Below are 25513 nucleotides of genomic sequence, written 5' to 3' on the forward strand. Positions count from 1 at the left end.
CCGCCGCTGCGCGCCGGCCGAGGATAAGAATCCTCGGCCGGCGCGCAGTCGTTTCAAAGGAGTGCAGTCGATGGAGACGCTTGTAATTGTTATCGCCGCAGAAGGCTGGGGTTTTCAAGCGGTCGCGAATGCGCTGGAGTCCTCGCATCAAGTCACCTTGGTAGACGATAGGTACCTTGAGGTCTCGCAGGGAACCTCGAGTGCCTATGTGTGTGTTATGGATCCGCAGGAGGACGGCCTCTTTGAAGATTGGCCCGAGGTGCTGATCCCCAAGGGGCCGTTTTCGGCCTTCTCGGTTGACTATCGAGATCCTATGCTCATGGAGTCAATCGTTAGAGAGATTTCCGCTAAGGTAGCTACTGCCATTGATACAAATTTTGGCGACGTGGTGGCCGGTGGCGAATTTATTGCTCGGATTGATTGCGATAACCCTCGATGGGAATGGTGGCATTGGCTGCATGATTGATGATTCATTCACGTAGGAACCCGGCTCATAATCAACTCCCCGAGTTGATTTTTTAGCTTCGCCGAGCCTTGACCTGCGGGTCGTATTCGATCCAGGTGATCCAAGGTTTCACAACCCGAGAAGCTGTCTGCCGGTCCTCGAAGTGCGCGCAGCTCTTGAAGAATTCTGTCGAATGGGCACGGGTAACCGTCCAGAGTGTATTCACTGGGTCCGCGGATACATGAACGGATATTGCCTCTCCGAACGTTAGTGGCGATCAGAAGTGGCCCCACCGGATCGTTTCCGGTGGGGCCACTTGGCGTCTTGACGGCAGTAGCTGACGGCAACGTCAGCGGACGGGCGCTGCACAAAGCGCTGGATCGTCGCTGTCGTTGGGCTCGGTGGTGGCGGCTGCGGGATCGCGGAGGGCGTTGCCGAGGAGGTCGATGGCGTCGCGCTGGAGGCGGAGGCGGACGTGGGCGTAGACGGTGGCGGTGACGCCGATGTGGGCGTGGCCGAGGAGTTCCTTGATGACGATGAGTTCGACGCCCTGTTCCAGGAGGAGGGTCGCGGTCGAGTGCCTCAGGTCGTGGAAGCGGATCTGGCGGAGGCGGGCGCAGCGGAGTAGGGCGTTGAAGTGTCGGGTGAGGGTGGCGGGTTCGATGGGGTGGCCGTCGGGGCGGGTGAAGACGTGGCCGCTGTCCACCCAGCCCGCGCCGGCCTCCTCCTTTTCCTGGGCCTGCTGCTTGCGGTGGGCGCGGAGTGCGAGGAGACAGGGCGATGGGAGGGCGATGCGGCGTTCGGAGCTGATGGTCTTGGTGGGGAGGGTGGTCAGGCCGCTGCTGCGGGTGCGCTGGAGGGTGCGGCGGATGCTGGCGGTGCCGCTGACGTGGTCGAGGTCTTCCCAGCGCAGGCCGAGGAGTTCGCCCTTGCGTAGGCCGGTACGGAGAGCGAGTTCGAACAGCGCGTGGAGGCGGTGGCCCTGGGCTCCGGCGAGGAAGGTGCGGGCCTCGTCGGCGGTGAGGGGGTTGAAGCGGCGGGGTCGGGGTGTGCCGGTGCGGACGTTGCGGGCGACGTTGCGCGGGATCTCTTCCTCCCGGACGGCGTGTTCCAGCGCGGACTTGAGGACGGAGTGGATGTAGGCGAGGGTCAGCGGGGAGAGCCGCTTGCCGCAGCACGTGCCGGTCGCGCAGCAGCGGGGCTGGTCGCGGGTGGTGTCGAGGCCGCGGGCACAGCACTGGCAGACGGTGCGGAGCTCGTTGAGCCAGGTGCGGACATCCTTGGCCGAGAGCTTGGCGAGCTTCTTCTTGCCGAGGCCGGGGATGAGGTAGCGGTTCGTGCAGGCGGTGTAGCGGGTGTGGGTGGTCTCGCGGAGCTGATGGACTGCGACGTTCTCCAGCCAGTACGTCAGGTAGGCGGCCAGGCTGCCCTGGGCGGAGACCACTGGGATGCCGCGGTTGCTGGTGGCGGTCTTCTCGGTGAGCTTGGCGAGTGCTTCCTTGCGGGTGGTGCCGTAGACGCGGACTCGCTTGCGGGTGTCGCCCGGGGCGAGGACGTATCCGGCGGCTTCCCAACGTCCGTCCTTGCGCTGGTAGACGGTGCCGTCGCCGTTGGCGCGGACCCTGCGCGAGCTGGTGCCGGGAGTCGAGGTGGGGCCGGTGGTCATCAGGATGCCTCTTCGAGGTGGTGGTGGACGAGGGCAGTCAGAGCGTGGGCGGGGATGCGGCGGGCGCGGCCGATGGTGAGGGAGACGAGCTGCCGAGTGCGGATGAGGTCGTAGACGGTGGAGCGGCTGATCTTGAGCCGGGCCATGACCTCGGGGACGGTGAGGAGTTCGCTGTCGGCGGTCACGCGATCGCCCCCGTCTGGACGGGGGTGGTCAGCGGGTCGGTGGAGTGACCGGCCCGGTCACGGGAGCGCTGTGCGTGCCGGGGGCGGCTCGGCTGCTCGGGCCGGGGGCGCGGTGTGGTGGCCAGGAGGTCAGCGAGGTGGGCGAGTTCGGGCAGGAGGCCGGTCCCCGCGTACTGCCAGTGCGAGATCACCAGAGTCGTGTCCGCGCCGCCGGATCGCCCGTCCTTCGCGCGGTGACCTGCGCGGTGACCGGGGCCGGGGTCGGTGTGACCGGCGGTCAGGTCAGCGCGGTCCTCGCGGTCACCGTGCCGGTCAGTGACCGACCAGCCCTCACCGATCGGCAGTCCGGCGTGCCGGTCGACCATTGACGGGTCGGTCGGTGTCGAGGCAGCGGTTTCGGGTTGGCGGCTACGCCAGGCGGTGCGTTCGGCCCGTAGCTGGGTGAGGGTGGTGGAGTAGTGGCGGGTGCGGGTGGAGAAGTGGCCTCGGAAGCCGAGCATGTGGGCCCACTGGCGCAGGCGGAGGTGGGCGTGCTGGGGCTGGGTGCCGAGGTGCCAGGCGGTGTGGATCATGCGGCGGGCGTGGTCGGTGAGGTCGTGCTGGGCGAGTTCGGCGAGGAAGCGGAGTCGGCGGTCGAGGGTGCCGGTGGTGGTCTCGGCGCCCTTGGTGGCGTACTTGGCGATGTAGGCGGCGACGTGCCGGTCGGTGACGGGGCCCTCGCCGGTGAAGTCGGTACTGCGGATGGCGCGGACGTCGATCTGCCGCCCGAACCGGAACGCCATGGGCCCCGCCGGCTGTGCCGGGTCGGCCTCCCCGGCCCGGGACGGATGCTGGTGCTGGACGCGAGTGCGGTTCGCGGCTGCGCGGACGGCGTGGTCGAGGAGTTCGGTGGTGGCCCAGGCAGGCGGAGTGCTGGCGGGGCCGGTGGGTCCGTCGATGCGGATGACGGTGTGGAAGTGGATCTGGCCGCGCTTTTGGTATTCGGCAACCTTGGCGTAGGAGAGCGTGGCGTGGTGGCGCAGGGTGCGCTGGGTCAGTCCGGCGGCCTTGGCGATCTCGCGGCGCAGGTGGGTGGTGAAGCGGGCCCACAGCGCGGGGGCGTGGGCGTTCCACAGCACCGCGCCGGTGTAGTCGTACCGCTGCGGGTTCAGCGGGGTGCCGAGTAGCGGGTCGCCGTCGGCGTGCCGGGTGCCGCAGGTGCAGGGGGTGGTGCCGGGTTGGTTGTGGACGGGGCCGAAGCCGGGGGCGGTGAGGGTGGCGAACACACGGGGATGGGTGGCGACGCTGGTGGGGACGGTCTTGCCACCGCGTAGTCCGGCGGCGATGAGCTGGTAGGTGTCGTAGCGGTAGAGGGTGGAGCAGGCGGGGCAGCGGGTGGTGCGGCGGTTGCCGCACCGCAGCAGGAGTTCGCCGGCGGGCAGGTGGCGGGTGTCGAGGTGGTCGAGGATCTGGCCGGTGGCGGTGTCCAGGCGGGTGCGGTGGCCGGTCATGCGGATCGGGCGGGTGCAGCCGCCCAGTGAGCCGATCTGGCGGGCCAGGGGTGCGAGGTATCCGGCGGCGGCGAGTTTGGCCAGCCTGGCAGTCAGCCGCGCCCGGCGTTCCAGCGCCGAGTTCCTGTTCGCGGACGTGTCGGGGCTGGTGGTGAGCGCCGGTGCGGCGAACGCCGTGCTGGCGGGAGTGGAGGTGGTGGCGGGGGTGGGGAGTTGGAGCTGCGCGGGCATGGGGACAGACCTCCGGCAGGAGTCGGGAGAAGAGGAGAGGCGATTGAGGGGCGACCCGGGTGATCGGCGCACGTGGGCACGGTGCGCGTGACGGCGGGTGCGGATGGTGGGCCGGGGACGTCTGGCCTGGTCAGCGGTGGTGTTCACCAGCGGTGCGTGAAGGTAGCATCGCTTCAAGCGCGCATTCAAGTGCATCCCTCCTCATCTATTTCGGTGGCCGGTGGCGACGCGAGTACTCTGGCCCCGGTCTTCCGTTTTGGACGGGCCGGATTTCAGTGGTAGTGGCACAGAGAAGGCGGGGTGACCTGCGGTGACGGTGGGGCGGCGGGGGCGTAGACCGGCGGGCGGCACGGTGTTGCTGACGTTCGAGGTCATCGCCGAGGCCCTGCGGGGGCGGATCCGCTCCGGGGAGCTGAAGCCGGGGGACGCGTTGCCGACGCAGGCCGTGTTGATGGCGGAGTACGGGGCCTCCAGCCTGTCCGTGCAGAAGGCCATGGCCCTGCTGAAGCAGGACGGCTACGCGATCTCCCGCCCCGGCAAGGGAGCCTTCGTCGCCCACCCCGGCGCCGACGGTGACTCAGGTGACGGGGAGGCGGGTAACACGCCCGTCGGCGGGACGGCGGCGCGCGTCGAGGCGCTGGAGCTGGCACTGGCCGAGACGCTTGATCAGCTCACCGCTCTGCGTGCCCGCGTCGAAGCCCTCGAAGCGGGCGGCACCGAGCGAGGTTGCTGACCCGTCGGCCGCTGGACGGCGGGGGCTGGAGCTGTGCGTCCAGATTTTCTCTACGAGGTTCAAGGCGGGCCCCGCCCGCTGGAGGTGGCCCGACGTCGCCGACCGACCCAGGGTCGGACCGGCCCCGAGGTCTTCACGGGTGTCGGCGGTCAGCGGTCCGCCAGGTCGTGAGCGGGGGCTCGACTGGTGCCCGATGGGAGCAAGTTGTGGGGTAAGCGCTGCTTACCCCAGCACCGCCCAGGGTCGGAGCAAGTTGTGGGCTATGGACTCCTTGCCCGCGACGCGGAGCAAGTTGTCGCCTGCGACCGTCCTACGGCCGGATCGCGGGCAACAGGGTCGGCCAGGGGTCCGACCCGTTTCTATCGCCGGGCTCGCCGAGGGCGGTGGCTGACGTCGCCTCCGGCACGGAGCGAGGCTCCCCGCAGACCCGCAGACCGCACCCGCGCCGAGCGCCCAGCCCACGCACGAGCCGTGCCGCGTGCCGAGCCGCCGACCAGCAGCAGTCCGAACTCGCCCCCGCGATCGGGAGGGTCAGGACGCCAGAAGTTCGGCGACTTCGGGGACGTCGCGGAACGCCCGCAGCCGGTCCAGCACGATCCGCGTGCGCTCCGTGGTGCGCTCGCTGCCGCTCTGCCCCAGGGCGAGCATCCGGCCCGCCGTCCCCGCTGCGGCCTCAGGCTCGTTCGCATCGGCGTAGGCCACGGCCAGCCAGGACAGGTACAGCGCCAACTCCCTCGCATGACTGGCGTCGTAACGACCCAGGACGTCCGTCAGCAGCGGAACGGCGCGAAGCGGCCGGTGCAGCTCGGTGTAGACGCGGGCCTCCATGACCTGCAGTTCCCCGGCGTCCATCCAGTACAGGTACGAGGGCGACTCGGTAGCGGCCGAGTCCTGAGCCAGGGCCTCGCCGGCTTCCCCGAGGGCAGCCATCGCCGGGCGGTCCTGGCCGGCGCGGGTGTGCGCCCAGGCCACCCGGTCCAAGTACAGCGCGCGGGCCTTCGCCGGAGCATCCGGACCGGCCTCCGCCACGGCGGCGGTGGCGAGGTCGACCGCGTCGTGGGGGCGTCCGGTGTTGCTCCACTGGTAGGCCAGCGAGCCCGCCACATTTCCCGACAGCACGCCGTCCCCGCCTGCGCGGGCGGCACTGATCCCGAGCCGGTAGATCCGCTCCGCCTCGGCGTGCTCGCCCGCATCCGAGGCCACCCAACCGGCGATCTGCGCCAACTCGCCAATGGCCCGTAGCAGTTCACGGCCCACCTGCTCGGTGTGGGTGCCCTCGCGGTAGAGCGTGACCGCCGCCCGCAGTTCCCGCAGGGCGGGGGCGATCAAGTCCTTCCCGTACACCACATCGTCGGCCAGCCGCAGGCCGTGCACCCGCTGGGCCAGGTCGGCGACCTGCCCGGCGCCGATCCGCCGGCCGGTACGCGCACTCAGTGGGGCCAGGGGGTCGCCCTCGGGGAGGAAGTCCGCGACGGTCAGCACCCGAGGCGCGGGCGCGGGTGGGCGGACGGCCTTGGCGGCCTCCAGCAGCTCGCGCGGCACCTCCAGTACCTGGGCGAGGAAGGGCAGCCACTCGCGCGGGAACCGCGTGCCGATCTCCCAGCGGGACACGTCATTGCGCGTGGGCGGGATACGCCCGGGAGCGGCCTGGGCCAGCACGTCGGCGAGCCGCTGCTGACTCCACCCCCGCGCCAGCCGCAGCCGCCGCACAAGCTCCCCGACCGATTCCCGCGCCACCTGGCCAGCTTGGCAGACAGCAGGGCAGACACGCTGGCTACTCCGCAAGGTTCAGGCCAACGGGGACCCTGAATCGACAGAGCCGAACCGAGGAAGGGACAGCAGCATGGCTGAGGAGGCGACACGTCAGTTCGACGTGAGCAGGGTCGAGCCCGCAGCGGAAGAACTACGCTTGCTGCCGTGGGCCACCCCCGACGGGCTCCCCTGCTACCTGAGCACAGACGGCGAGGGCTACCTCGCGACGCTCGCCGACGGCATCGAAGAGGTCCAGCTCACCATGGGCCAGGAATTGCTCGACCACACCCGGGGCGTCCTGACCCCTGGGGCGCGGGCACTGACTGAGGTCGAATACCGGTGGCTGGCCTGTCGGCTGACCGAGGCCCTGTCGGACGCACTCAGGGTCGCGGACTCACGCGGGCAGCGCATCCCCTCCCTGTCGGACACGGCCGAGACTGACGGCTCTGACGAGCAGGGAGCACACTGATGGGCACGACCACCCGCTACCGGTTCCGCGAGTACACCGTCACCACAGTCGCGGACCCGATGGCACTGCCGACCTTCGAGGCCGTCTGCGTCACCGGAGAAGAGCAGGACTGTGGAGCCGCCTCCGGCCAGACACACACCCCCGAGGAACTGACCCGCTGGATCGCCGCGCACTGCGCCCAGACCGGCCACACAACCTACGAGCGCACCACCCGCGCCACCCTCCGTGCCGAGCCCGGAGAGTGGAAGTGAGGCTGCCGAGCGCCAGCACCTCACCGAGAGCAGCATGCGGGCGCCATTGAGATCAAGTGGTCTACACCTCTGACGGCAGTAGTGACGGCAACAACCACGCACGCCAGCGCACAACCACGGACACCGGCGGACCGTCAAAACGCCGCTGACCTGCGAAAAAGCAGGTAGAGCAGGTCGCCGTGCCACACGTACTATGTGCTCGCGGGGACCACGCCGGTCCTGGTGCACAACTGCAACGGCGATTCTGTATCTCCCGCCTTCGAGGGCGATCCGTATCACCCCGATGTCGTCAAGGCTAGGAGCGCGGCGAACCAAGACTTCTACTCGGTCCACCCGGATACTCACGAGCTGGTGAATATGGTGACCGCGAATCCCAACATGCCGCCGCGCCTCAACCCGAACGGCAGTGTCGATAGGTTTCTGGGGAACGATCTCAGTGGCCCTGCTAGGAGATTTTGGAATTCTTGGATAAATTCGCCGATCTACTGGAATGGTCGACCGGGAAGCCAGATCAGAATCATGATCAACCAAACGACTGGCCAGATCGCATATTTCCCTCTGACGAGGCAAGGTGTGCACAACTATGGGTCCCCAAACCTCTATAATTGGTAGTCGCTAGAAAAGAAAGCAGTGCACGGCACCCCTCAAGGGGTGCCGTGCACTGCTTCGTCGGTACATCCGTGGATTTACGCGAGCAAATTTCTAGAAAGGTTCAAGCAATGGAGCACCTTGAGCGACTCGCTCCCGGCGGCCTGATTTTCCTGGGGCTGATGGACTCGGAGTGTCCGCTCATCCCGCCGACGATTGCCACTCTGGCTCCGGGATACACGTCTACATCTGGGACATGGCCGAGATCGGTCGTAAACAGTGATGCTCCGGATTTTGTCGCTAAGGCGAACAAGGGCTGGTTCGAGCTTTCCAGCGGAGGCGGGCTTTTCGGTGACGCTCGAGAATTCCTGGTCGCCGTCGAGGTCCATGAGGGTGAGGGCGACTGGTGGTGGGCACACGTCAGGCTGGCCGAATCCTGGGACATCATGGGAGCGGGCTCCGCCGCCGCACTCGGAACCAGTTTCGGTGTGCCAGAGTTCGCCATGCTGTCATTTGCCGGAGACGTTATCGTCTGCGGCACGGCGGGGGAATCCACGATCGGCACCGTCCTGGTGAACGGCTTCCAGAAGCTCGGTGGCCTTCGCGAGCTCGCGGATTGGAAAGCGGGCTGGCCGGGAACACCGCTGCAGGAGAGGGGCGCTGCCCGGCGGTGGCTTGAGTCCATCAGTAGCTAAATATAAGTTACAATTCGGCGCTCATTAGGCTAGTGGGAGTTCTGACATGAGTTTCATGGTTCGAGCGTATGATGTTGGAGTGACCATCATGGGGAGTTCTAGAGCTGTCTGCCTTCTTGGTGAAGCCTGATTCGTGGGATTTCCTTGAATTGAGATCGCATACGTATGAAGCCCTCCCTGAATCGGCTCCAGGGAGGGCTTCATGGGGTCTTGACGGCAGTAGTTGACGGCAACGTCAGCGGACGGGTGCTGCACAAAGCGGCGGGTCATCGCCGTCGTCGGGCTGGATGGTGGGCTCTGCGCGATCACGAAGGGCGCGGCTGAGGAGGTCGATGGCGTCGCGCTGGAGGCGGAGGCGGACGTGTGCGTATACCGTCGCGGTGACGCCGATGTGGGCGTGACCCAGCAGCTCCTTGATGACGACGAGTTCGACGCCCTGTTCCAGGAGGAGTGTCGCAGGTCGTGGAAGCGGATCGCCCGCAGGCTGGAGCGGCGAAGGAGCGCGTTGAAGTGGCGGGTGAGGGTGGCGGGTTCGATGGGGTGGCCGTCCGGGCGGGTGAAGATGAGGCTGTTGTTCACCCACTCTGCGCCGGCTTGCTGCTTCTCGCGGGCCTGCCGCTCACGGTGTGCACGGAGCGAGGCGAGGCAAGGGGCTGGGAGGGCGATGCGGCGTTCCGAGCTGATGGTCTTGGTCGGCAGGGTGGTGAGGCCGCCGGTGCGTCCGCACCGGCACTCCCCGCCCACGCCGCTTCAACCCCCTCACCGCCCACGAGGCCCGCACCTTCCTCGCCTCCGCACAGAGCCACCGCCTCCACGCACTGTTCGAACTCGCTCTCCGCACCGGACTCCGCAAGGGAGAACTCCTCGGCCTGCGTTGGGAAGACCTCAACCTCGACGCCGGCACCGCCAGCATCCGCCGCACCCTCCAGCGCACCCGCTTGCGGGCGACGTTGCGCGGGATCTCTTCCTCGCGGACGGCGTGTTCCAGGGCGGACTTGAGGACGGAGTGGATGTAGGCGAGCGTCAGCGGTGAGAGGTGCTTGCGGCAGCATTTTCCGATGGCGCAGCAGACTACCTCATCCCCGGCCTCGGCAAGAAGAAGCTCGCCAAGCTCGCCGCGAAGGACGTGCGCACCTGGCTGGCTGAACGGGCTGCGGACCGTCTGCCAGTGCTGCGCTCGCGGCATCGACGCCCGGCGCAAGCCCGACGCGCAGGCCGACCGCCGGCCGCGCTTGACGCAGGCGGTGTAGCGGGTGTGGGTGGTCTCGCGGAGCTGGTGGACGGCGACGGTCTCCAGCCAGTAAGTGAGGAACGCGGCGACGCTGCCCTGCGCGGAGGGGGCGGGGACTCCGCGGTTGCTGGTGGCAATCTTCTCGGTGAGCTTGGCGAGAGCCTCCTTACGGGTGGTGCCGTAGACGCGGACTCGCTTGCGGGTGTTGCCGGGGGGCGAGGACGTAGCGGCGGCTTCCCATCGGCCGTCTTTGCGCTGGTAGACGGTGCCGTCGCCGTTGGCACGGACGTGACGGGAGGCGGGGGTGTCGCGGGGTGTGGTCATCAGGCGGCTTCCTGTTCGAGTCGGGTGCGGATGAAGTCGGTGAGCGCGTTGGTGGGGATGCGGCGGGCACGGCCGAGGGTGATGGAGGCGAGCTGGCGGGTGCGGAGCAAGTCGTAGACGGCGGAGCGGCCGAGCTGGAGGCGGGCCATGACCTGGGGAACCGTCAGCAGGTCCTCGCTCATGCCCGGTCCGGGGAGCAGAGCGCTCACGAGGGGCCGCCCTCTGCGGTGAACTGCCGTGCCAGTTCTCTGCGGTGCCACACAGCGGCGGCGAGGAGTTCCACGCCGGGGCTGTAGCCGGAGCCATGGTAGGCCCAGTGGCTGATGACGAGGGTCGCGCTCGGGTCAAGGTCGGGCAGGCCGGCGTGTGCACGGGCTAGTTCGGTGCGCCAGGTGCGGCGGGCCTCGCGCAGCGCGCCGAGGGTGACGGAGTAGCAGCGGGACTTGGTGGGGAAGTGGCCCCTGAATCCGAGCATGTCATCTGCCGTGCATGGCGTTCGATGGCGAGGCGGGGCAGCGGGCGGGCCTGTCCGGTGCCGCCGCAGGCGGTGCACTGAGTGGGGTTCCGCGTGTGGCCAGAGTCATGCCGCGTCCCTGGCAGGGGCGGCAGAACAGGGCGCGGTCGAGAGCGCCGGATGAGTCGGCGGACTTGGTGGCGTACTTGGCCACGTAGGCGGCGACCGCGTGATCGGTGAGCTCGGAGTTGGTGCCGAAGGCGGCGATCTCCCGCACGTCGAGCTGTTCGCCCCACGCGAGTTCGCGTTCCCCGACCGCGTCCGAAACGACGCTGATCGAGACGCGGGCGGCGGCGGCCCGGATGGCGTCGGCGAGCAGGGTCACGGTGGCGGACGGTGGTGGGGGTTGGGTGCTGCCGTCCGGGCCGTCGAGACGGATTACGGCGTGGAAGTGGACCAGGCCGCGCTTCTGGTACTCGGCGACCTGGGCGAAGGATACGCGCAGCACTACGCGGGCCGGCTTCTGGGTCAGGCCGGGACAGGCGGCGATCTCGCGGCGTAGGTAGATCGTGAAACGAGCCCACAAGGCTCCGGCGTGGGCGTTGAACAGCTTCGCGCCCGGGTAGTCGTAGGTCTTCGGGACCAGCAGCGTGCCGAGCAGCGCGTCCGCGGGTTCGTGGAGCTTGCCGCAGCGGCACGGCCGGAGGGCCCCGCTCATGCCAGTGGGGCGGTTGTGGACGGAACCGAAGAACGGCGCGGTGAGCGCGGCGAAGACACGAGGGTGCGTGCGGAGGGTATCCGGTACATTCTTGCCGCCGGTCAGGCTGGCCCGGATCAGTTGAAATCTTCCCGCTCGACCGCGCGACTGCGGTCGAGCTCTCGACCTCGAACGGAAGGAGGATTCGTGATCGCGGCGTGCGCTGTTCGGGATCCGTGCACATTTGCCGAGTGAAACTGCCGCCACTTTCGGCCGGCAGCTCGGATGCACTTTCGAGCAGCGAGAGAGCCACTATACCGGCGACTACTGGACGGCCACCATCGGACCGACAGTGGTGAGGATTGTGACTCAGCCGGACTCCTATGGCGATCCAGTGGAACTGGAATTTCCGACCCACCGGACACTCATTTACGTAGACGGCGATCAGTCACATATGCGCCTTGAAGGAATTATGGTGGGCGACTACAGCGTGGAGCGGCTTTCCGGTCACGTTTTCCGGCTTTGACGGGTCAAGCCGTTCTGAGCCTGTCGTGAGGGGGCGTCAGGTGTCGCCGGGGAGGAGGTGTTGGGGGAGTTGGTGGAAGGTCCAGGGGCCGGTGGTGGGGCGGGTGAGGGTCCAGATGAGGTCGAAGCGGTCGGGCCAGGTGGTGGGGGCGCCGCTGGTGGTGGCGCCGAGGGCCTCGATGATGCGGGGGATCCGGGAGTGCTCCCAGCTGATCAGCACGGGTTGGGCGCCGGCGAGGGCCGCGGTGGCCAGGGCGGTCTCCTGGGACTCGGCGTGGGTGGTGTCGACGGTCAGTCCGAGGCGGGCGGCCACCGGGGTGACGGTCTGGCGCATCCGGTGGGCCCCGGCGAGGGGGCCGCGGTCCGCGGCGGCGAGGATCCGGGCCGGGGCGCGCAGGCCGGGGGCGGGCGGGTCGAAGAGGGTGGGCAGGGCCTTGGCGCGGGCCCAGCCGCGTTCGGTGAGGGACTTGCCGTCGTGGGCGCCGTTCTCGTCGAGGCCCGGGTGGTCGCCGTCCGGTTTCTCGCCGTGCCGGACGATCATCACGAAGGCGGCGCCGCCCGCGTCGCTCGCCCGGGCCGCGGCGGCCTCCCCGGCCTTGTGGCCCGCGGCGGTGGAGCAGCCGGCCAGCAGTGGCGGGACGGCGCCGGCGGCGGCCGCGGCGGCGAGGCCGGTGAGCAGGGTGCGGCGCCCGGGCCGCGGGGCGGGCGCGCTCACGCGGTGCCCCGTTCCAGCCGTACGAGTGCGTCGATCGCGACGCCGCGGCCCTCGCGCTCGTGCCCGCGCTCGTGCCCGCGCTCGTGCCCGGGTTCGAGGCCGGGTTCGAGGCCGACCGGCCGGTGCACCCGTTCGGCGCGGACGGTGCGCAGTCCGCGGTCGGCGAGGTCGGCGAGGACGTCCTCCGGGGTGAACAGCACGGCCGGGTCCTGCGGGCCGCCGACGCCCTCGGTGAGGTTGCTCAGGTCGTGGCCGACGACCAGGAGGGTGGCGCCGGGGGCGAGCGCGTCGGCGGCGTGACGCAGGGCGGCCCGGCGGTCCTCGGCGGGGAGCTGGAGGTAGGCGACCAGGATCAGGTCGTAGCCGGCGGCGGGGGCGTCGAAGCTGCGGGCGTCGCCGTGCCGCCAGGTGAGCCGGTCGGCGACCTCGTCGGGCAGGTCGGCGGTGAGCCGTTCGGCGCGTTCCAGGGCGACGGCGGAGAAGTCGAGGCCGGTGACCTCCCAGCCCCGGGCCGCCAGCCAGATGGCGTTGCGGCCCTCGCCGGCGGCCAGGTCGAGCGCGTGGCCGAGCGATCGGCCGGGGGCGCCGGAAGGGGTGCCGGAAGGGGCGTGTGCGGGCTGGTGGTCGGCCAGTTCGCGGACCACCCAGCGGTTGGGCTCGATGCCCCAGAGCAGCTCGCTCCTGGCGTAGCGGTCGTCCCAGTCCTTGCTGTCCATGGCGAGTCCTCCGTCCGGCGGGCCTGCTCGGTAGCGGTCAACCTACCCGCCCCGGGTCCGGGCGGCCGGGAGCGGTCCGGCAGACGGACATCCTCGACGGCGGGAGCGAACACCCTTGACGGCGAATATTGGTCCAGTCCAATCTGTGATGTCGTGACGCGAGCGGTTCAGTCGGCCCGCCGCGCCCGCGCACCGTCCGTCAGCCCGCGCCACCCTGCCCGCGCGCCCCCACCGCGCCCGGGCCGGCTCCCCCGGCCCACCCGGGCCACGCACCGCCGGAAACCCCACACATCCGGAGGACACACCGCATGCACGACCGCGTCATGCCCGCACGGCCCGCCGAGCGGGCCACCGGCCGCCGGGCCGCCTCGCGCAGACGGGCCACCGCCCTCGCCCTCGCCGCGACGCTCAGCACCAGCGGCGCCGCGCTCGCCCTGACCCTCGGCCCGGCCTCGGCCGCGACCGTCAACCTGCTGGCCAACGGCGACTTCGAGACCGGCACGCTGGCCGGCTGGACCTGCACCAACGGGTCGGTCGTCACCACCCCGGTGCACGGCGGCGGCCACGCGCTCAGCGGCGCGGCCTGGGCCTCCGACACCGCCCAGTGCCAGCAGACCGTCGCCGTCCAGCCGAACACCACGTACACGCTGTCCGGCTTCGTCCAGGGCAGCTACGTCTACCTCGGCGCCACCGGCACCGGCGTCAACGCCTCCACCTGGACGCCCGGCGGGACCGGCTGGAACCAGCTGAGCACCACCTTCACCACCGGCGCGGCCACCACCTCGGTCAGCGTATTCACGCACGGCTGGTACGGCACCGGCACCTACTACGCCGACGACCTCACCCTGACCGGCCCGGCCGGGCCCACCTCCACCGGCAGCCCGACCGCGACCGCCAGCCCGACGGTCACGAGCAGCCCGACGGCGACCAGCCCCACCGCCACCGGCAGCCCGACGGCGACCACCAGCCCGACCGCGACCGGCAGCCCCACCGCCTCGACCAGCCCGACGGCGACCACCAGCCCCACCGCCACCGGCAGCCCCACCGCGACGGCCACCGCGACGGCCACGGCCACCGGCCCGGCCGGGGACGGCAAGGTCACCACGCCCACCGGCCTCGCCGTGGGCAAGGTCACCTCCGGCGCCGTCGTGCTCACCTGGAAGCCGTCCACGCTGACGTCCGGCGACGGCCCGGTCGCCTACAAGGTGTGGTCCAACGGCCAGCTCGTCGCCACCTCGATGGGCACCTCCGTCGCCGTCAGCTCGCTGCTGCCCGGCCGGAGCTACACCTTCAGCGTCCAGGGCTACTCCGGCGGCCACGCCTCCGCCCAGTCCGCCGCGGTGAGCACCACGACCGCGGCCGCCCCCGCCCAGAAGCCGGTCCGCTCGGCCTACTTCGACCAGTGGGGCATCTACGAGAACGCCTACACCCCGAAGAGCGTGGACACCAGCGGGGCCGCCGCCAAGCTGGACGTCGTCCACTACGCGTTCGCCAACATCGACCCCACCAGGTTCACCTGTTTCCAGGCGGTGAAGGCCTCCGACTCGGCCAACGAGTCCAACCCCAACGCCGGTGACGGCGCGGGCGACGCGTACGCCGACTACCAGGCCGACTACAACGCGGGCACCAGCGTGGACGGCAGCGCCGACACCTGGGAGCAGCCGCTCAAGGGGAACTTCAACCAGCTGCGCCAGCTGAAGGCCAAGTACCCGAACCTGCGGTTCACCATCTCGATCGGCGGCTGGACGTACTCCAAGTACTTCTCCGACGCGGCCGCCACCGACGCCTCCCGGAAGGCCTTCGTCTCCTCCTGCGTCGACATGTTCCTCAAGGGCAACCTGCCGACCGGCGTGGCCGGTGACGCCTCCGGCGGCGCCGCCTCGGCGGCGGGCCTCTTCGACGGCGTCGACCTCGACTGGGAGTACCCGGCCTCCGCCGGCGGCCACACCGGCAACCACTACTCCCCCGCCGACAAGCAGAACTTCACCCTGCTGCTGAAGGAGTTCCGCACCCAGCTGGACGCCCTCGGCTCCGCCCAGGGCAAGCGCTACCTGCTGACCGCGGCGCTGCCCAGCGGCCAGGACAAGATCGCCCAGCTGGAGACCGACAAGATCGGGGCGTACCTCGACTACGCCGACGTGATGTCCTACGACATGCATGGCGCCTGGGACGCCAAGGGCCCGACGAACCACCAGGACCCGCTGCACGACAGCCCGGCCGACCCCACCACGCCGATCACCCCGGGCACCCGCAAGTACAACGTGGACACCATGCTCGCCGCGTACACCACCGGCCTGCCGGAGTACGGCATCCCCGGCGGGTTCCCGGCCGGCAAGATCGTCCTGGGCATCCCGTTCTACTGGCGCGGCTGGACGGGCGTCCCGGCCGGCTCCGACTTCGGGCTCTACCAGAGCGCGACGGGCCCGACGGCCGCCAAGCCGCTGAGCCAGGAGGCCGGACTGGCCGCCTGGAAGGAGCTCAACCCGACCGCCGCGAACACCCACTGGGACCCGGTCACCGAGAGCAGCTGGGTGTACGACGGCACCAACTTCTGGACGGGCGACACCCCGCAGGCCGTCCAGGCCCGCGGCGCCTACGCCAGGAGCAAGGGTCTCGGCGGCATGTTCGCCTTCTCGCTGGAGAACGACGACGCCTCCGGCACCATGCTCAACTCCCTGGACTCCAGCCTGCGCTGACGTCCGGCACCGGTGACGGCGGAGGGCCCGCGCGGAGGTCGCGCGGGCCCTCCGGCCGTGGCGGGTCGGCTCCGCCTCACCGGGCCCGGGCAGCCCGGGCGACTCGGTTGCGCCAGACCGGCCCGCGGCGGTTCAGTCGCTCAGCCCGAGGGACGGGAAGAGGTCGACGAACGGCTGGGTGGTCACCGAGACGCTTCGGCCGAACGGGTCGTCGAAGTCCCAGATCATGAACAACAGGAAGGCGATCAGCGCGCTGAAGCACCCCGCTAGGACCAACTCCCTCGGGGTGCGCCGGATCTGCAGCGCGAACAGCATGCCGACGGTCACCACGGCGCCGCTGATCAGGCCGAACCAGACCACGCCCGGCATGGTCGGGCCGGCGTTCTGTCCGCGGGAGTTGCGGGCGGCGTCTGCCTGGCTGATCCGGTCCATGATCGGCTGGTAGGACTGCGCCTCCAGCTCGGAGGCCGGCGTCCGGGTGGCGACGTCCGACCGCAGTTTGTCCAGCAGTTCGGTGCCCTTGTCGGAGATCTCGCCGTTCTCGCGCATGTAGTCCCACTCGACCTTCACCACGTACGAGACGTAGGCGTCCACGTCGGCGCGGACCTTGTCGCGGAACTCGGCCGGGTAGATCTGCGCCCGGTCGCTCACCTCCTGCAGGGCCTGCGCCTCCTGGAACACGTCGTCCTGGGCGGCGCCGCGCGCCTCCCAGACACCCGCGATGGCGAGACCGAGCACGATCGCGTAGACCACGCCGATCATCATCGTGATGTACTCGATGACGTCCGGGGTCTCGTCGGCGTTCTTCTCGGCTCCCACCCGGCGGTGCCGCAACAGCACCACGGCGACCACGACGGCACAGGCCGCCGCCATGGCGATGGCCAACGCCACCCATTCGGACATGGGAACTCCCTTCTCTGACTTGGCTCGTGACGGAACTGGAGGATTCGGGGACGGACCGGGCACGGGACGGCCCTGAACGGGTGGACCGGAGCGGACGGCCCTGAACGGACGGCCCCGACGGGTGGAGCGGACCGGTCCGGAGCGGCCCCGGACGGAAGGAACCGGAGCGGACCGGAACGGGCACCGACGGATCCGGACGGGCCGGCCCCGGCGGTACGCCGGTCAGGACCGCCCGGAACGGCCTCGGCCGCGACCCGGCCGCAGCGCGGCGGCCGCCAGGACGGCGGGCACGGTGACCAGCAGCATGGTGGTGGTCGGCGGCGCACTGTGGTGGGCCTGCACCGGGGCCGGGGGGTTCGCCGCCCGGACGCGGTAGACCGGCGGCGCGGCGGGGGCCGGCGCGGCCGGCGGGTCGACCCGGGGGACCACCGGTACGGGTGGGGCCGGCGGCGCGGGCGCGGGTGGCGCGGGCGGGGGCGGGGGCGGGGCCGGCACGGCCGGTGCGGGTGGCGGCGGGGGTGACGCGGCCGGCGGGGTGGGCACGGGCGTCGGGCTGGGCGGCGGCGTCGGAGCCGGGGGCGTCGAGGGGGTCGGGGAGGCCGTGGGGGTCCGCGTCGGAGTCGGCGTCGGGCTGGGCGGCGGCGAGGGCCTGGGTGTGACGCTCGGCGACGGGGTGGGGGTCTGGCTCGGCGTCCGGGTGGGGCTCGGAGTCGGGGTCGGTGTCGGGGTCGGTGTCGGGGTCGGTGTCGGCGTGGGGGTCGGGCAGGGATGCGGGTGGTGATGGTGGTGGTGCCACCACCAGTCCCCGTCGTCCCAGTCGTCCCAGTCCTCCGGTCGGCCGGGCTGGTGCCGGGATCCCGCGGTGGGCCGGGGCGAGGGCGTCCCCGGTAAGGGCGCGGCCTTCGGGGTGCGGCACGGGTGGTGCCCGTGCGGGGGCCGGTGGTCCTGGTGCCGCGCGTCGGCCGTCGGGGCTACGGTGACCCCGACCTGGACGTCGACGTCCACGCCGACGCTGACCTGTGCACCCGGCCCGACCTGTACCGAGACGTCCGTGTCGGCGCAGACGCAGGTGTCCACCACCGGGCCGTGCGGGTGCCCCCCGCCCTGGTGCTCGGCGCCGGACGCCGAGGCTCCGCCGACCAGCGCGCAGATCGCGACCACGCCGACGGCGGCGCCGACCAGTCGGGTCCGTCGCCCGGGGGCCGCTCCCCCACCGCCGTCGAGCGATATCCGTCGGGACTGCCGGCGCTGCGGCATGGGTTCCACTCACCTCTCGGGTCGCCTGGGACGGAACGGGATCCGACGCGCTCGGACGGGGCCGGGGCCACCTGGCCCGAGCGGACGCGATCAGCCGGACGGCCCGCCACCCGGGCGGGCCGTCCGTCATCAGTTCAAACGATCTTCGAGCCGACCGGTTACGGCCCCGGCTCGTTGTGCACCGTCCTCAGTGGCGGCGGTGGGCGATCTCGACGTTCTCCAGCACACCGACCGCGTCCGGCACCAGGATCGCGGCCGAGTAGTAGGCGCTGACCAGGTAGGAGATGATCGCCTTCTCGTCGATCCCCATGAAGCGGACCGACAGCGACGGCTGGTACTCGTCCGGCAGGCCGGTCTGGTGCAGACCGATGACGCCCTGGTTGTCCTCGCCGGTACGGATCACCAGGATGGAGCTGGTGTTCTCCTTGGTGATCGGGATCTTGCTGCAGGGCAGGATCGGGACCCCGCGCCAGGCCGGCACCTGCTGCCCGCCGAGGTCGACGTGGTGCGGGTAGAGGCCGCGGGCGTTGAACTCGCGGCCGATCGCCGCGATGGCCTTGGGGTGGGCGAGCAGGTAGTCGGGGTCGCGGCGGCGGTTGAGCAGCTCGTCCAGGTCGTCCGGGGTGGGCGGGCCGGAGTGGGTCTGGATCCGCTGGTCGAAGTCGGCGTTGTGGAGCAGGCCGAACTCGGGGTTGTTGACCAGCTCGAACTCCTGGCGCTCGCGCAGCGCCTCGATGGTCAGCCGCAGCTGGTGCTCGGTCTGGTTCATCGGCTGGTTGTAGAGGTCGGCGACGCGGGTGTGGACCTTGAGGATGGTCTGCGCGACGCTCAGCTCGTACTCGCGCGGCCTCAGGTCGTAGTCCACGAAGGCGCCGGGCAGCTGGTACTCGCCGTGGTGGCCGGCCGACATCGCGATCTCGGCCTCGCCGCGCTCGTTCTGCGCCTGCTGCGGCAGGGCCAGGAACGACGCGAGGTGCTCCTGGAGACTGGGCGCGTTGTCGCGGATGGCGGCGAAGGCGTCCCGCGTCAGGGTGAGGGCGACACCGGCGGTGGCGGTCGTGGCGGTGAAGTCCCAGACGGCGTCCGGGTCGAGCAGGGCGTCGTCGCCGAAGCGGTCACCGTCACCCGCCACGCCGACCACGGTCTCGTCGCCGTACTTGCCGGTGCCGATCTTGTTGATCTTGCCGTGGGCGATCAGGAAGATCCGGTCCGCCGCGTCGCCCTGGGTGGCGAGCACCTCGCCGGGGCCGAAGTCGCGCTGCTCGCAGCGGTCGGCCAGGGCGGTGAGCACCTCCTCGTCCTCGAAGCCGCGCAGCAGGGCGAGTTCGCCCAGTTCGGCGGGGATCACCCGGACCTGGGAACCGGTCTTGATGAACTCCACCACGCCGTTGCCCACGGTGTAGGTGAGCCGACGGTTGACGCGGTAGGCACCGCCGTGGGCCTCGACCCAGGGAAGCACCTTGAGCAGCCAGCGGGAGGTGATCTCCTGCATCTGCGGGGCGGACTTGGTCGTGGTGGCGAGGTTGCGGGCAGCGGCCGTCGTGAGGCTGGACTGCTGCGGGACCTGCTGTGTCTCCGGGCTCGTGTCCACGGGCATCGGCAGGGGTCTCCATTCATCTGGTACGGATCACGCGGTCAGGGTCGTACGGGGTCAGGTCCGTACCGACCGCCCTGGCGCCTCTGGGCGTGACGAATCATCAGACCCGCGTACTGGTGGGGGTGTTGGCGGCTCATCGCGATCGCGCCACCGTCTCCCCGGTGGCCCATCCGGAACCCTAGATCACCACGGCCCGGCCCGGCCCGCACGGAGGCCGACTACCCCCCGATAGGGTGAATCTGGAGCCTTCCCGTCGCGATCGGGCCCCAGGTCGCGAGAACATCCGTTCGCTGCCGGGAACCCCGTGCCGCCGGGGCCCATCGGCGGTACCCGAACCACCGGGCACCGGCTCCCCGCGGCCGTGCCGGGGAGTCAACCCGACGCACCGGAGGACGGGTTGCCGTCCCCCGCCGGGCGGCCGACCGCCCCTCGCATGGGCCGGCCCACCGCTGCGCAGGGCTGCCGGCGGTCCTGCCGTCCGCCCCGCCGCCTACCGACCGCTCCCCCGGCCGTCGCCCCGACCGTCCCGCCCGCCGCGGCCGCCGCGGGCCCGGTGGCGGCGGTACCAGAGGGCGCCGACCACCGTGGACAGCACCGTCACCACCAGGAGGAGCAGCGGCCACCGGCTGTCCCCGATCCGCAGGCCCGCCAGCAGCACCCCGAACACCGCGCCGACCGTCAGCAGCACCGAGAACACGGCCTGCACCGTGGCGCCCAGCACCCCGGGGTGAAGCCCCCGCCGCGCCGGGCGGTTGCGGCCGGCGCCGCCGAAGTGGAACGCGACCGCCCGGTCGGCCAGCCGGTCGGCGGCCTTCGCGTAGGACACCCCCATGTACGGCAGCCAGACCAGCGGGACGACCATACCGACCAGCAGGGTCAGTCCGAGGGCGGCCCAGGAGGCGGCGACCCGCCACCGGGGCGGCGGCGGGTCGGTGCCCTCGCCGGTCAGGCCGAGCAGCCGGGCCATCCGCCACAGCAGCCCGCCGAGGCCGCTCAGCCCGCCCTTCTTCGGCGGCCCGGCCCCGGCGTCGTCGGCCGCCGGAAGGCCGGCCAGCGCCCGCTCGGCCGCCGGGACGTCCGGGTGGACCCCCTGCAGCACCAGCAGCTCGGCGGCCCGGGCCGGGGCCGCCGGGTCCTTCCCCGCCAGCGCGGCGAGCTCCAGCATCAGCTGGCCCTGCTCGAGCAGCGCCGTGCAGAAGGCGAACGGCACCAGCCAGATGAACGGCCCGCCGACGAAGGACCCCTCCCCGACGCTGACCCGCCGGGCGTGCTCGACGGCCGCCTCCACCAGCTCGGCCTGCGAGGCCTCCGGGTGCCCGGCCCGGAGGCCGGCGACGTGCCGCGCCGCCCGCGGGCCCCGGTGCCGCACCGCGAACACGGCGAGCTGCTCGGCCATCCGGGACGGGTGCGCGCGGATCGACCGGAGCAGCTCCCCGACCGGGGGCTCCGAACCGTGGGTCGCCTTCGCCGCCATGGCCCGCCTGTGACCGTCCGTGACCGTGGCGCCGCCCCCGGGGCGGCGCCCCTGCTGTCAGCGTAGGCCCGGGGTGCCCCCGCGTCCCCTCAGGCCACCTCCACCCCGTGACGGACCCGGTCGAAGCGGCCGGCGGCCAGATCCTCCTCGGGGATCCAGAAGGAGACGTTGACGGCCTCGCCCCAGGCCGCACCGGCCGCCCAGGCGTCGACCTGGAGCAGCGGCCGGTGCCCGTCGTAACGCGCCGTGTCGGTGTCGCACCAGCCGAGGACCCTGACGTCGGGCCGGTCGAGGTGGTCGGCGAGGTCCCGGGCGAGGTCGAGGGCGACCAGGAAGTCGTCGGGGAAGAGCCGCTCCAGCTCCGGATCCTGGTAGGAGGGCGCGGACAGCGCCCAGCGCGCCCGGACCGGCGCCTCGGCCAGCACCGCAACGGCCCCCTCCGGCGGCGCGGCTCGCGTCGGCGCGGTCACGGGGACGTGCAGGACCCGGCAGTCCCGGCCGGCGAAGTCGGTGAACCCGTCGTCGTGGAAGAACAGCAGCAGCCCGTCGGCGGGCAGCGGCCGGCTCCCCCCGCCCGCCCGGAAGGCCTCGGCGAGCCCGGCGCAGTCCAGCCGGGCGACGAGCTGCATCGGACGGCCGGCGTGCTCCGGCCAGTCGACGCCGTCCGGCAGGGCGGGCAGCCCGCCCAGGCACCCGGCCGCCGTGCCCTCGGCCGCGTCCGTGGTCAGCGCCAGGGACGGGCGGAGCAGCCGGTCGACCTGCGGTGCCGTCCGGGCGTCCACCCGCGCGCGGATGGCGGCGTACATGCCGTACGGCATCGGCGGCACCGGGGCGTCGGCCGGACCGGCGGGCGGCGGTGACGGTGGTGGAGGCGGTGACGGCGGTGACGGTTGCAGCGGTTGGGCCATGGGCGCAAGCCTGCCACCCGGGTCCGACACCGCGGACGGCCCGTCAGGTGCCGGTACGGGGGCGGCCGGCACCTGACGGGTGAACGGGGGATGCGCAGTGGGGGTGCGACGGCGGGCGCCGTCGCTGCGGGGCGGGGACGGCGCTCGCCGGGCCGCTGCGGGCGGCGGGGCGGGCGACGGCCGGGGGTCCGTCAGGAACAGGCGATCTGGCTGCCCGGGATGCCGACGATGCCGGAGTTGTTGGCCTCACCGCCCTTGTACTCGTAGTAGAGGTACGAGTAGAAGTCGATGCGGGTCCGATCACCGCAGGACGAGTCCGGCGCCACGCTGTAGGTGACCGTGAAGCTGCTGCTCTCGCCGGGGGCGAGCGGCACGTTGTACCGCGCGATGCCGCCGTGGACGTTGTCGCTGCAGCCGTTGGTCTGGGTGCCGCAGGCCGTCGCGGTGTACTTGAGACCGGTCTCCAGGGTGGTCTGGTAGGTCGGCTGGACGCTCTGGTAGACGAACTGGATCGGCGTGTCGTACGGGTTGCTGAGGGTCAGGGTGAGCGTGAACTCACCGCCCCGGACGGTCGTCTGCCGATCGGAGACGGCCGTGAAGGGCAGCGGGGTGTCGGCCTGGGCGGGTGTGGCGGAGAGGAGCAGACCGACGGCGAGGGCCGGGCACGCCGCGAGGGCGGCACGGCTCAGAAGTGTTCTGCGCATGCCCAAGGAGCGTAGGGGGCGGTACCGCTTCCGATGCTCCGCTCCGCCCCGATCCGTACCGACGCAGCAGTCGGCGGCGGACGCCGGGGACCGCTCTGCCGCGTTCCGCCCCCACCGTCCGCTTTGGGGCCCTATGCTTCGCCGGCCCGTTCGACCGGACGTCCCGACGGCTCCGCCCGACCCGACGTCCCGACGGCTCCGCCCGACCGGACTTCCCGACGGCTCCCGCCCGCCGCCCGTGTCCGGAGGCGTTCCCGCGGGGGCCGGGGTCAGTCGGGCGGCGGCAGGACGTCGCAGAGCGCGGCCAGCGCCGCCGGGTAGGCGTGGTCGGAGGGCGTGGCGTAGCCGACGACCAGCCCGTCACCGGCCGGCACGGCCTCGGCGCCGGCGCCGGCGCCTGGGTGCCGGTAGTCGGCGAGCCCGTCGAGGGCCAGCCCGCGGCGGGCGGCGGCCTCCAGCACCGAACGCTCGGTGCCGGGCTCCAGTCGCAGGACGGCGTGCAGACCGGCGGCGATCCCGGAGACCGCGACGTGCGGGGCGCGCGCGGCCAGGGCGGCCACCAGCTCGTCCCGGCGCTCCCGGTAGCGGCGGCGCATCCGGCGCACGTGCCGGTCGTAGCCGCCGGAGTCGATGAACTCGGCGAGGGTGAGCTGGTCCAGGGCGCTGGCCCAGGCCTCGCGCTCGCCCTTGGCGGAGAGCACCCGGTCGACCAGGTGGTCCGGCAGCACCATCCAGCCGAGCCGGATCGCGGGCGAGAGGCTCTTGCTGACCGAGCCGAGGTAGACCACCCGCTCCGGGTCCAGGCCCTGGACGGCGCCGACCGGCTGCCGGTCGTAGCGGAACTCGCCGTCGTAGTCGTCCTCCAGGAGGAGCCCGCCGCGCCCGCGTGCCCAGTCGACCACGGCCGCCCGGCGCCCGGCGTGCAGCGGGCCCCCGGTCGGGAACTGGTGCGCGGGGGTGAGCAGGGCCGTCCTGACCTCCGGGTGCAGCGCCAGCTCCCCGACCTCGGCGCCGTCCTCGTCGATCGACAGCGGCACGGTGGAGACTCCGGCGGAGGCCAGCAGCCCGTGGTGGAAGGCCAGTCCGTACGCCTCGACGGCCACCGGCCCGTTCGCCCCGGGCGGGAGGACGGCCGCCGGGCCGGAGAACAGCAGCCGCAGCGCGTGGGCGAAGCCTGAGCAGACCACGATCCGGTCGGGGTCGGTGCGCACCCCGCGGGCGCGGGCCAGGTACTCGGCGAGGACGGTGCGCAGTTCCCGCCGGCCCTGCGGATCGCCGGGCCCGAAGGCCTCGTTGGGCGCCGCGGTGAGGGCACGGCGGGCCGCGGCGAGCCAGCCGGTGCGCGGGAAGGACGCGGCGTCGGGCTGCCCCTGGCGCAGGTCGTGCGCGGGGCCCGAGCGCTCCGGCGGCCGGCGGGCCCCGGCCGGCGGCACGGGAGCGGCACGGTCGGCGACGGTGGTGCCGGAGCCCTGACGGGCGGTCAACCAGCCTTCGGCGACCAGTTCGGCGTAGGCCTCGGCGGCGGTGTTGCGGGCGAGCCCCAGGTCGGCGGCGAGGGCCCGGTACGGCGGGAGTCTGGTCCCGGGCGCGAGCCGGCCGCTGCGGATCGCCTCGCGCAGGGCCGCCATCAGCGCGGCGCGGCGGCCGCCGGTGACGGGGAGGTCGAGGTGCAGGTCGCTGCCGGTCGGGTGGGCGGGCCCGGTGGGGTGCACGCCCGGCGTTTCCGTCATGGTCACGCACCCTACCCGGACCCGCCGGGGCCCCCGCGAGCGGTCCGGGCCCGCCCGTGGAGCCCCGCGGAGCATCCGCCGAAGGGCCTCAGGGGACGACGGTGACCGGCCAGCGGCCCGCCTTCACCAGGCGGACGGCGACCGAGCCGATCACCCGGTGGCCGGCCTGTTCGGAGGTGCCGACCACGACGGCGTCGGCCCGCAGCTCGTCCGCGAGCTTGGCCAGCCCCGTGTAGGGGTCGCCGCGCAGGGTGAGGAAGCGCCACTCGACGCGCCACACCTCCCGCACCCGGTGCTCGGCCTCGCGCAGGGCCGCGAGCAGTTCCTCGGCGATCTCCTGGGTGGTCTCCTCCACCGCGGCGCCGGCCAGGGCGGTGGCCGCGCCGAGGACGGGCTGGACGTAGGCGACCGCGAGGACGGCGCCCTGCCGGCGGGCGAGTCCGGCGGCGTAGGCGGTGGCGCGCCAGGAGGAGTCGGAGCCGTCCAGCCCCGCCAGGATCACCTTGGGGCCGTCGGTCCCCAGCTCGAAGCCGGCGGGCGCGACGGCCGCCCCGGGGTCCTCGGCGCCGCCGACGGCCTCCGCGTCCTCTGCATCGCTCTCGTTGCTCATGGATCGAGGCTATTCCGGCCACGGTGCGTGACGGCGCCGGGTGGTCCGGGTGAGGGTTGTGGTGCGGGCCACCCGGGCGGCGGGAGCGGGCGGCGGCTTCCGCACCGGGTGTGGGGCGGGTGGTCACGCGCTGTCGACGATGTGCGCGGCCTCACACGGCTCCCGGGGTGACCGGGGCCACTTTCCGGCCCGATTCGATCTTGAAAAATGGGGCATTTGGCTTCAAATCATCCCAATTCCTTGATCCTTACGACCGGTAACAGCACCCTGACGTGCCCAAACCTTCGAATCCTTGAAACCCCCACCACCACCCCCGTAACTTCGAACCCGTTGCACCGAGCACACAGCCCCCGGGGCCCACCGCCCAGGAGCCCCCACCGGTGCCGAACCGCGCGAGCGACGCGTTCCCCGCAACCACCACCCCCACCCGGGGCCTGGTTCCGCACGCCCGCACACCCCGAAAGGAC

23 protein-coding genes and 1 pseudogene are annotated in these 25513 nt (G+C 71.8%); 8 read left to right on the top strand and 16 right to left on the bottom strand.

What is annotated here, in order from left to right; all coding sequences use genetic code 11:
• Positions 1 to 70 precede the first annotated feature (70 nt).
• Positions 71 to 466 (top strand): hypothetical protein, encoded by a 396-nt coding sequence (locus tag AB0N04_RS32510; RefSeq protein WP_360218946.1) that lies wholly within the window; start codon positions 71 to 73, stop codon positions 464 to 466.
• A gap of 73 nt (positions 467 to 539) precedes the next feature.
• Entirely contained in the window at positions 540 to 716 is a 177-nt protein-coding gene (locus AB0N04_RS32515) for an Imm1 family immunity protein (RefSeq protein ID WP_360219007.1), read from the top strand.
• Positions 717 to 794: 78 nt separating this feature from the next.
• Here the strand turns inward: AB0N04_RS32515 and AB0N04_RS32520 are convergent, their stop codons facing one another.
• The 3 genes from AB0N04_RS32520 to AB0N04_RS32530 are packed head-to-tail and all read right to left on the bottom strand — an operon-like array spanning position 795 to position 3882.
• On the bottom strand, positions 795 to 2111 hold the full coding sequence (locus AB0N04_RS32520) for a site-specific integrase (RefSeq protein WP_360218949.1): 1317 nt from the start codon (positions 2109 to 2111) through the stop codon (positions 795 to 797).
• Positions 2111 to 2296 (bottom strand): helix-turn-helix domain-containing protein, encoded by a 186-nt coding sequence (locus AB0N04_RS32525; RefSeq protein ID WP_360218952.1) that lies wholly within the window; start codon positions 2294 to 2296, stop codon positions 2111 to 2113. Before AB0N04_RS32525 ends, AB0N04_RS32520 begins: the two co-directional genes overlap by 1 nt.
• Positions 2293 to 3882 carry a replication initiator gene (locus AB0N04_RS32530; RefSeq protein ID WP_360219010.1) on the bottom strand — a complete coding sequence of 530 codons (1590 nt, stop codon included), beginning with the start codon at positions 3880 to 3882 and terminating at the stop codon, positions 2293 to 2295. The genes AB0N04_RS32525 and AB0N04_RS32530 overlap by 4 nt, the downstream gene beginning before the upstream one ends.
• A 487-nt stretch (positions 3883 to 4369) precedes the next feature.
• Between AB0N04_RS32530 and AB0N04_RS32535 the strand changes: the two genes are divergently transcribed.
• Entirely contained in the window at positions 4370 to 4750 is a 381-nt protein-coding gene (locus tag AB0N04_RS32535) for a winged helix-turn-helix domain-containing protein (RefSeq protein ID WP_360218955.1), read from the top strand.
• A gap of 531 nt (positions 4751 to 5281) precedes the next feature.
• On the opposite strand, the gene AB0N04_RS32540 is transcribed toward AB0N04_RS32535, so the two are convergent.
• Positions 5282 to 6487 (bottom strand): transcriptional regulator, encoded by a 1206-nt coding sequence (locus AB0N04_RS32540; protein ID WP_360218958.1) that lies wholly within the window; start codon positions 6485 to 6487, stop codon positions 5282 to 5284.
• A 106-nt stretch (positions 6488 to 6593) separates the two neighbouring features.
• Between AB0N04_RS32540 and AB0N04_RS32545 the strand changes: the two genes are divergently transcribed.
• The 4 genes and pseudogenes from AB0N04_RS32545 to AB0N04_RS32560 all read left to right on the top strand — a co-directional run.
• A complete protein-coding gene (locus AB0N04_RS32545; RefSeq protein ID WP_360218961.1) occupies positions 6594 to 6971 on the top strand; it encodes a hypothetical protein in 378 nt (125 codons plus the stop codon).
• Positions 6971 to 7222, top strand: coding sequence for a hypothetical protein (locus tag AB0N04_RS32550; RefSeq protein ID WP_360218964.1), 252 nt, complete (start codon positions 6971 to 6973; stop codon positions 7220 to 7222). Before AB0N04_RS32545 ends, AB0N04_RS32550 begins: the two co-directional genes overlap by 1 nt.
• A gap of 719 nt (positions 7223 to 7941) precedes the next feature.
• Positions 7942 to 8505, top strand: coding sequence for a hypothetical protein (locus AB0N04_RS32555; RefSeq protein WP_360218967.1), 564 nt, complete (start codon positions 7942 to 7944; stop codon positions 8503 to 8505).
• A 713-nt stretch (positions 8506 to 9218) separates the two neighbouring features.
• A pseudogene (locus tag AB0N04_RS32560) lies at positions 9219 to 9443 on the top strand (tyrosine-type recombinase/integrase); the annotation flags it as partial.
• Positions 9444 to 10059: 616 nt separating this feature from the next.
• On the opposite strand, the gene AB0N04_RS32565 reads toward AB0N04_RS32560, so the two are convergent.
• From AB0N04_RS32565 to AB0N04_RS32585, 5 genes are all read right to left on the bottom strand, one after another.
• The gene (locus tag AB0N04_RS32565; RefSeq protein ID WP_360219013.1) at positions 10060 to 10242 is read right to left on the bottom strand and encodes a helix-turn-helix domain-containing protein; all 183 of its coding nucleotides are present in this window, start codon (positions 10240 to 10242) and stop codon (positions 10060 to 10062) included.
• Between the two features lie 23 nt (positions 10243 to 10265).
• Complete coding sequence (locus AB0N04_RS32570) at positions 10266 to 10613, bottom strand: replication initiator (RefSeq protein ID WP_360218970.1); 348 nt, start codon at positions 10611 to 10613, stop codon at positions 10266 to 10268.
• Positions 10537 to 11502 (bottom strand): replication initiator, encoded by a 966-nt coding sequence (locus AB0N04_RS32575; protein ID WP_360218973.1) that lies wholly within the window; start codon positions 11500 to 11502, stop codon positions 10537 to 10539. The genes AB0N04_RS32570 and AB0N04_RS32575 overlap by 77 nt, the downstream gene beginning before the upstream one ends.
• A 271-nt stretch (positions 11503 to 11773) precedes the next feature.
• On the bottom strand, positions 11774 to 12451 hold the full coding sequence (locus tag AB0N04_RS32580; RefSeq protein WP_360218976.1) for a hypothetical protein: 678 nt from the start codon (positions 12449 to 12451) through the stop codon (positions 11774 to 11776).
• A complete protein-coding gene (locus tag AB0N04_RS32585) occupies positions 12448 to 13167 on the bottom strand; it encodes a class I SAM-dependent methyltransferase (protein ID WP_360218980.1) in 720 nt (239 codons plus the stop codon). The genes AB0N04_RS32580 and AB0N04_RS32585 overlap by 4 nt, the downstream gene beginning before the upstream one ends.
• Positions 13168 to 13475: 308 nt before the next feature.
• On the opposite strand from AB0N04_RS32585, the gene AB0N04_RS32590 reads away from it, so the two are divergent.
• A complete protein-coding gene (locus tag AB0N04_RS32590) occupies positions 13476 to 15863 on the top strand; it encodes a glycosyl hydrolase family 18 protein (protein WP_360218983.1) in 2388 nt (795 codons plus the stop codon).
• 132 nt (positions 15864 to 15995) lie between these two features.
• On the opposite strand, the gene AB0N04_RS32595 is transcribed toward AB0N04_RS32590, so the two are convergent.
• From AB0N04_RS32595 to AB0N04_RS32625, 7 genes are all read right to left on the bottom strand, one after another.
• On the bottom strand, positions 15996 to 16766 hold the full coding sequence (locus AB0N04_RS32595) for a hypothetical protein (protein WP_360218986.1): 771 nt from the start codon (positions 16764 to 16766) through the stop codon (positions 15996 to 15998).
• A 1444-nt stretch (positions 16767 to 18210) separates the two neighbouring features.
• Positions 18211 to 19620 (bottom strand): family 2B encapsulin nanocompartment shell protein, encoded by a 1410-nt coding sequence (locus tag AB0N04_RS32600; protein ID WP_360218989.1) that lies wholly within the window; start codon positions 19618 to 19620, stop codon positions 18211 to 18213.
• A gap of 490 nt (positions 19621 to 20110) precedes the next feature.
• Positions 20111 to 21094 (bottom strand): hypothetical protein, encoded by a 984-nt coding sequence (locus AB0N04_RS32605; RefSeq protein ID WP_360218992.1) that lies wholly within the window; start codon positions 21092 to 21094, stop codon positions 20111 to 20113.
• Between the two features lie 89 nt (positions 21095 to 21183).
• On the bottom strand, positions 21184 to 21912 hold the full coding sequence (locus AB0N04_RS32610; RefSeq protein WP_360218995.1) for a DUF1963 domain-containing protein: 729 nt from the start codon (positions 21910 to 21912) through the stop codon (positions 21184 to 21186).
• 281 nt (positions 21913 to 22193) lie between these two features.
• Positions 22194 to 22706 carry a hypothetical protein gene (locus AB0N04_RS32615; RefSeq protein WP_360218998.1) on the bottom strand — a complete coding sequence of 171 codons (513 nt, stop codon included), beginning with the start codon at positions 22704 to 22706 and terminating at the stop codon, positions 22194 to 22196.
• Positions 22707 to 22975: 269 nt separating this feature from the next.
• Complete coding sequence (locus AB0N04_RS32620) at positions 22976 to 24436, bottom strand: PLP-dependent aminotransferase family protein (RefSeq protein WP_360219001.1); 1461 nt, start codon at positions 24434 to 24436, stop codon at positions 22976 to 22978.
• 88 nt (positions 24437 to 24524) lie between these two features.
• Positions 24525 to 25046 carry a universal stress protein gene (locus tag AB0N04_RS32625; RefSeq protein WP_360219004.1) on the bottom strand — a complete coding sequence of 174 codons (522 nt, stop codon included), beginning with the start codon at positions 25044 to 25046 and terminating at the stop codon, positions 24525 to 24527.
• Positions 25047 to 25513 lie beyond the last annotated feature (467 nt).

The organism is Kitasatospora sp. NPDC051702, from assembly GCF_040681575.1.
Classification (GTDB): domain Bacteria; phylum Actinomycetota; class Actinomycetes; order Streptomycetales; family Streptomycetaceae; genus Kitasatospora.

What these genes read in the sequence shown, in the direction of transcription:
- AB0N04_RS32510 (WP_360218946.1), top strand. Translation starts at nt 71, where the DNA reads ATGGAGACGCTTGTAATTGTTATCGCCGCAGAAGGCTGGGGTTTTCAA.
- AB0N04_RS32595 (WP_360218986.1), bottom strand. Translation starts at nt 16,766, where the DNA reads ATGTCCGAATGGGTGGCGTTGGCCATCGCCATGGCGGCGGCCTGTGCC.
- AB0N04_RS32585 (WP_360218980.1), bottom strand. Translation starts at nt 13,167, where the DNA reads ATGGACAGCAAGGACTGGGACGACCGCTACGCCAGGAGCGAGCTGCTC.
- AB0N04_RS32545 (WP_360218961.1), top strand. Translation starts at nt 6,594, where the DNA reads ATGGCTGAGGAGGCGACACGTCAGTTCGACGTGAGCAGGGTCGAGCCC.
- AB0N04_RS32565 (WP_360219013.1), bottom strand. Translation starts at nt 10,242, where the DNA reads ATGAGCGAGGACCTGCTGACGGTTCCCCAGGTCATGGCCCGCCTCCAG.
- AB0N04_RS32520 (WP_360218949.1), bottom strand. Translation starts at nt 2,111, where the DNA reads ATGACCACCGGCCCCACCTCGACTCCCGGCACCAGCTCGCGCAGGGTC.
- AB0N04_RS32590 (WP_360218983.1), top strand. Translation starts at nt 13,476, where the DNA reads ATGCACGACCGCGTCATGCCCGCACGGCCCGCCGAGCGGGCCACCGGC.
- AB0N04_RS32605 (WP_360218992.1), bottom strand. Translation starts at nt 21,094, where the DNA reads ATGGCGGCGAAGGCGACCCACGGTTCGGAGCCCCCGGTCGGGGAGCTG.
- AB0N04_RS32550 (WP_360218964.1), top strand. Translation starts at nt 6,971, where the DNA reads ATGGGCACGACCACCCGCTACCGGTTCCGCGAGTACACCGTCACCACA.
- AB0N04_RS32600 (WP_360218989.1), bottom strand. Translation starts at nt 19,620, where the DNA reads ATGCCCGTGGACACGAGCCCGGAGACACAGCAGGTCCCGCAGCAGTCC.
- AB0N04_RS32620 (WP_360219001.1), bottom strand. Translation starts at nt 24,436, where the DNA reads ATGACGGAAACGCCGGGCGTGCACCCCACCGGGCCCGCCCACCCGACC.
- AB0N04_RS32625 (WP_360219004.1), bottom strand. Translation starts at nt 25,046, where the DNA reads ATGAGCAACGAGAGCGATGCAGAGGACGCGGAGGCCGTCGGCGGCGCC.
- AB0N04_RS32555 (WP_360218967.1), top strand. Translation starts at nt 7,942, where the DNA reads ATGGAGCACCTTGAGCGACTCGCTCCCGGCGGCCTGATTTTCCTGGGG.
- AB0N04_RS32610 (WP_360218995.1), bottom strand. Translation starts at nt 21,912, where the DNA reads ATGCCGTACGGCATGTACGCCGCCATCCGCGCGCGGGTGGACGCCCGG.
- AB0N04_RS32615 (WP_360218998.1), bottom strand. Translation starts at nt 22,706, where the DNA reads ATGCGCAGAACACTTCTGAGCCGTGCCGCCCTCGCGGCGTGCCCGGCC.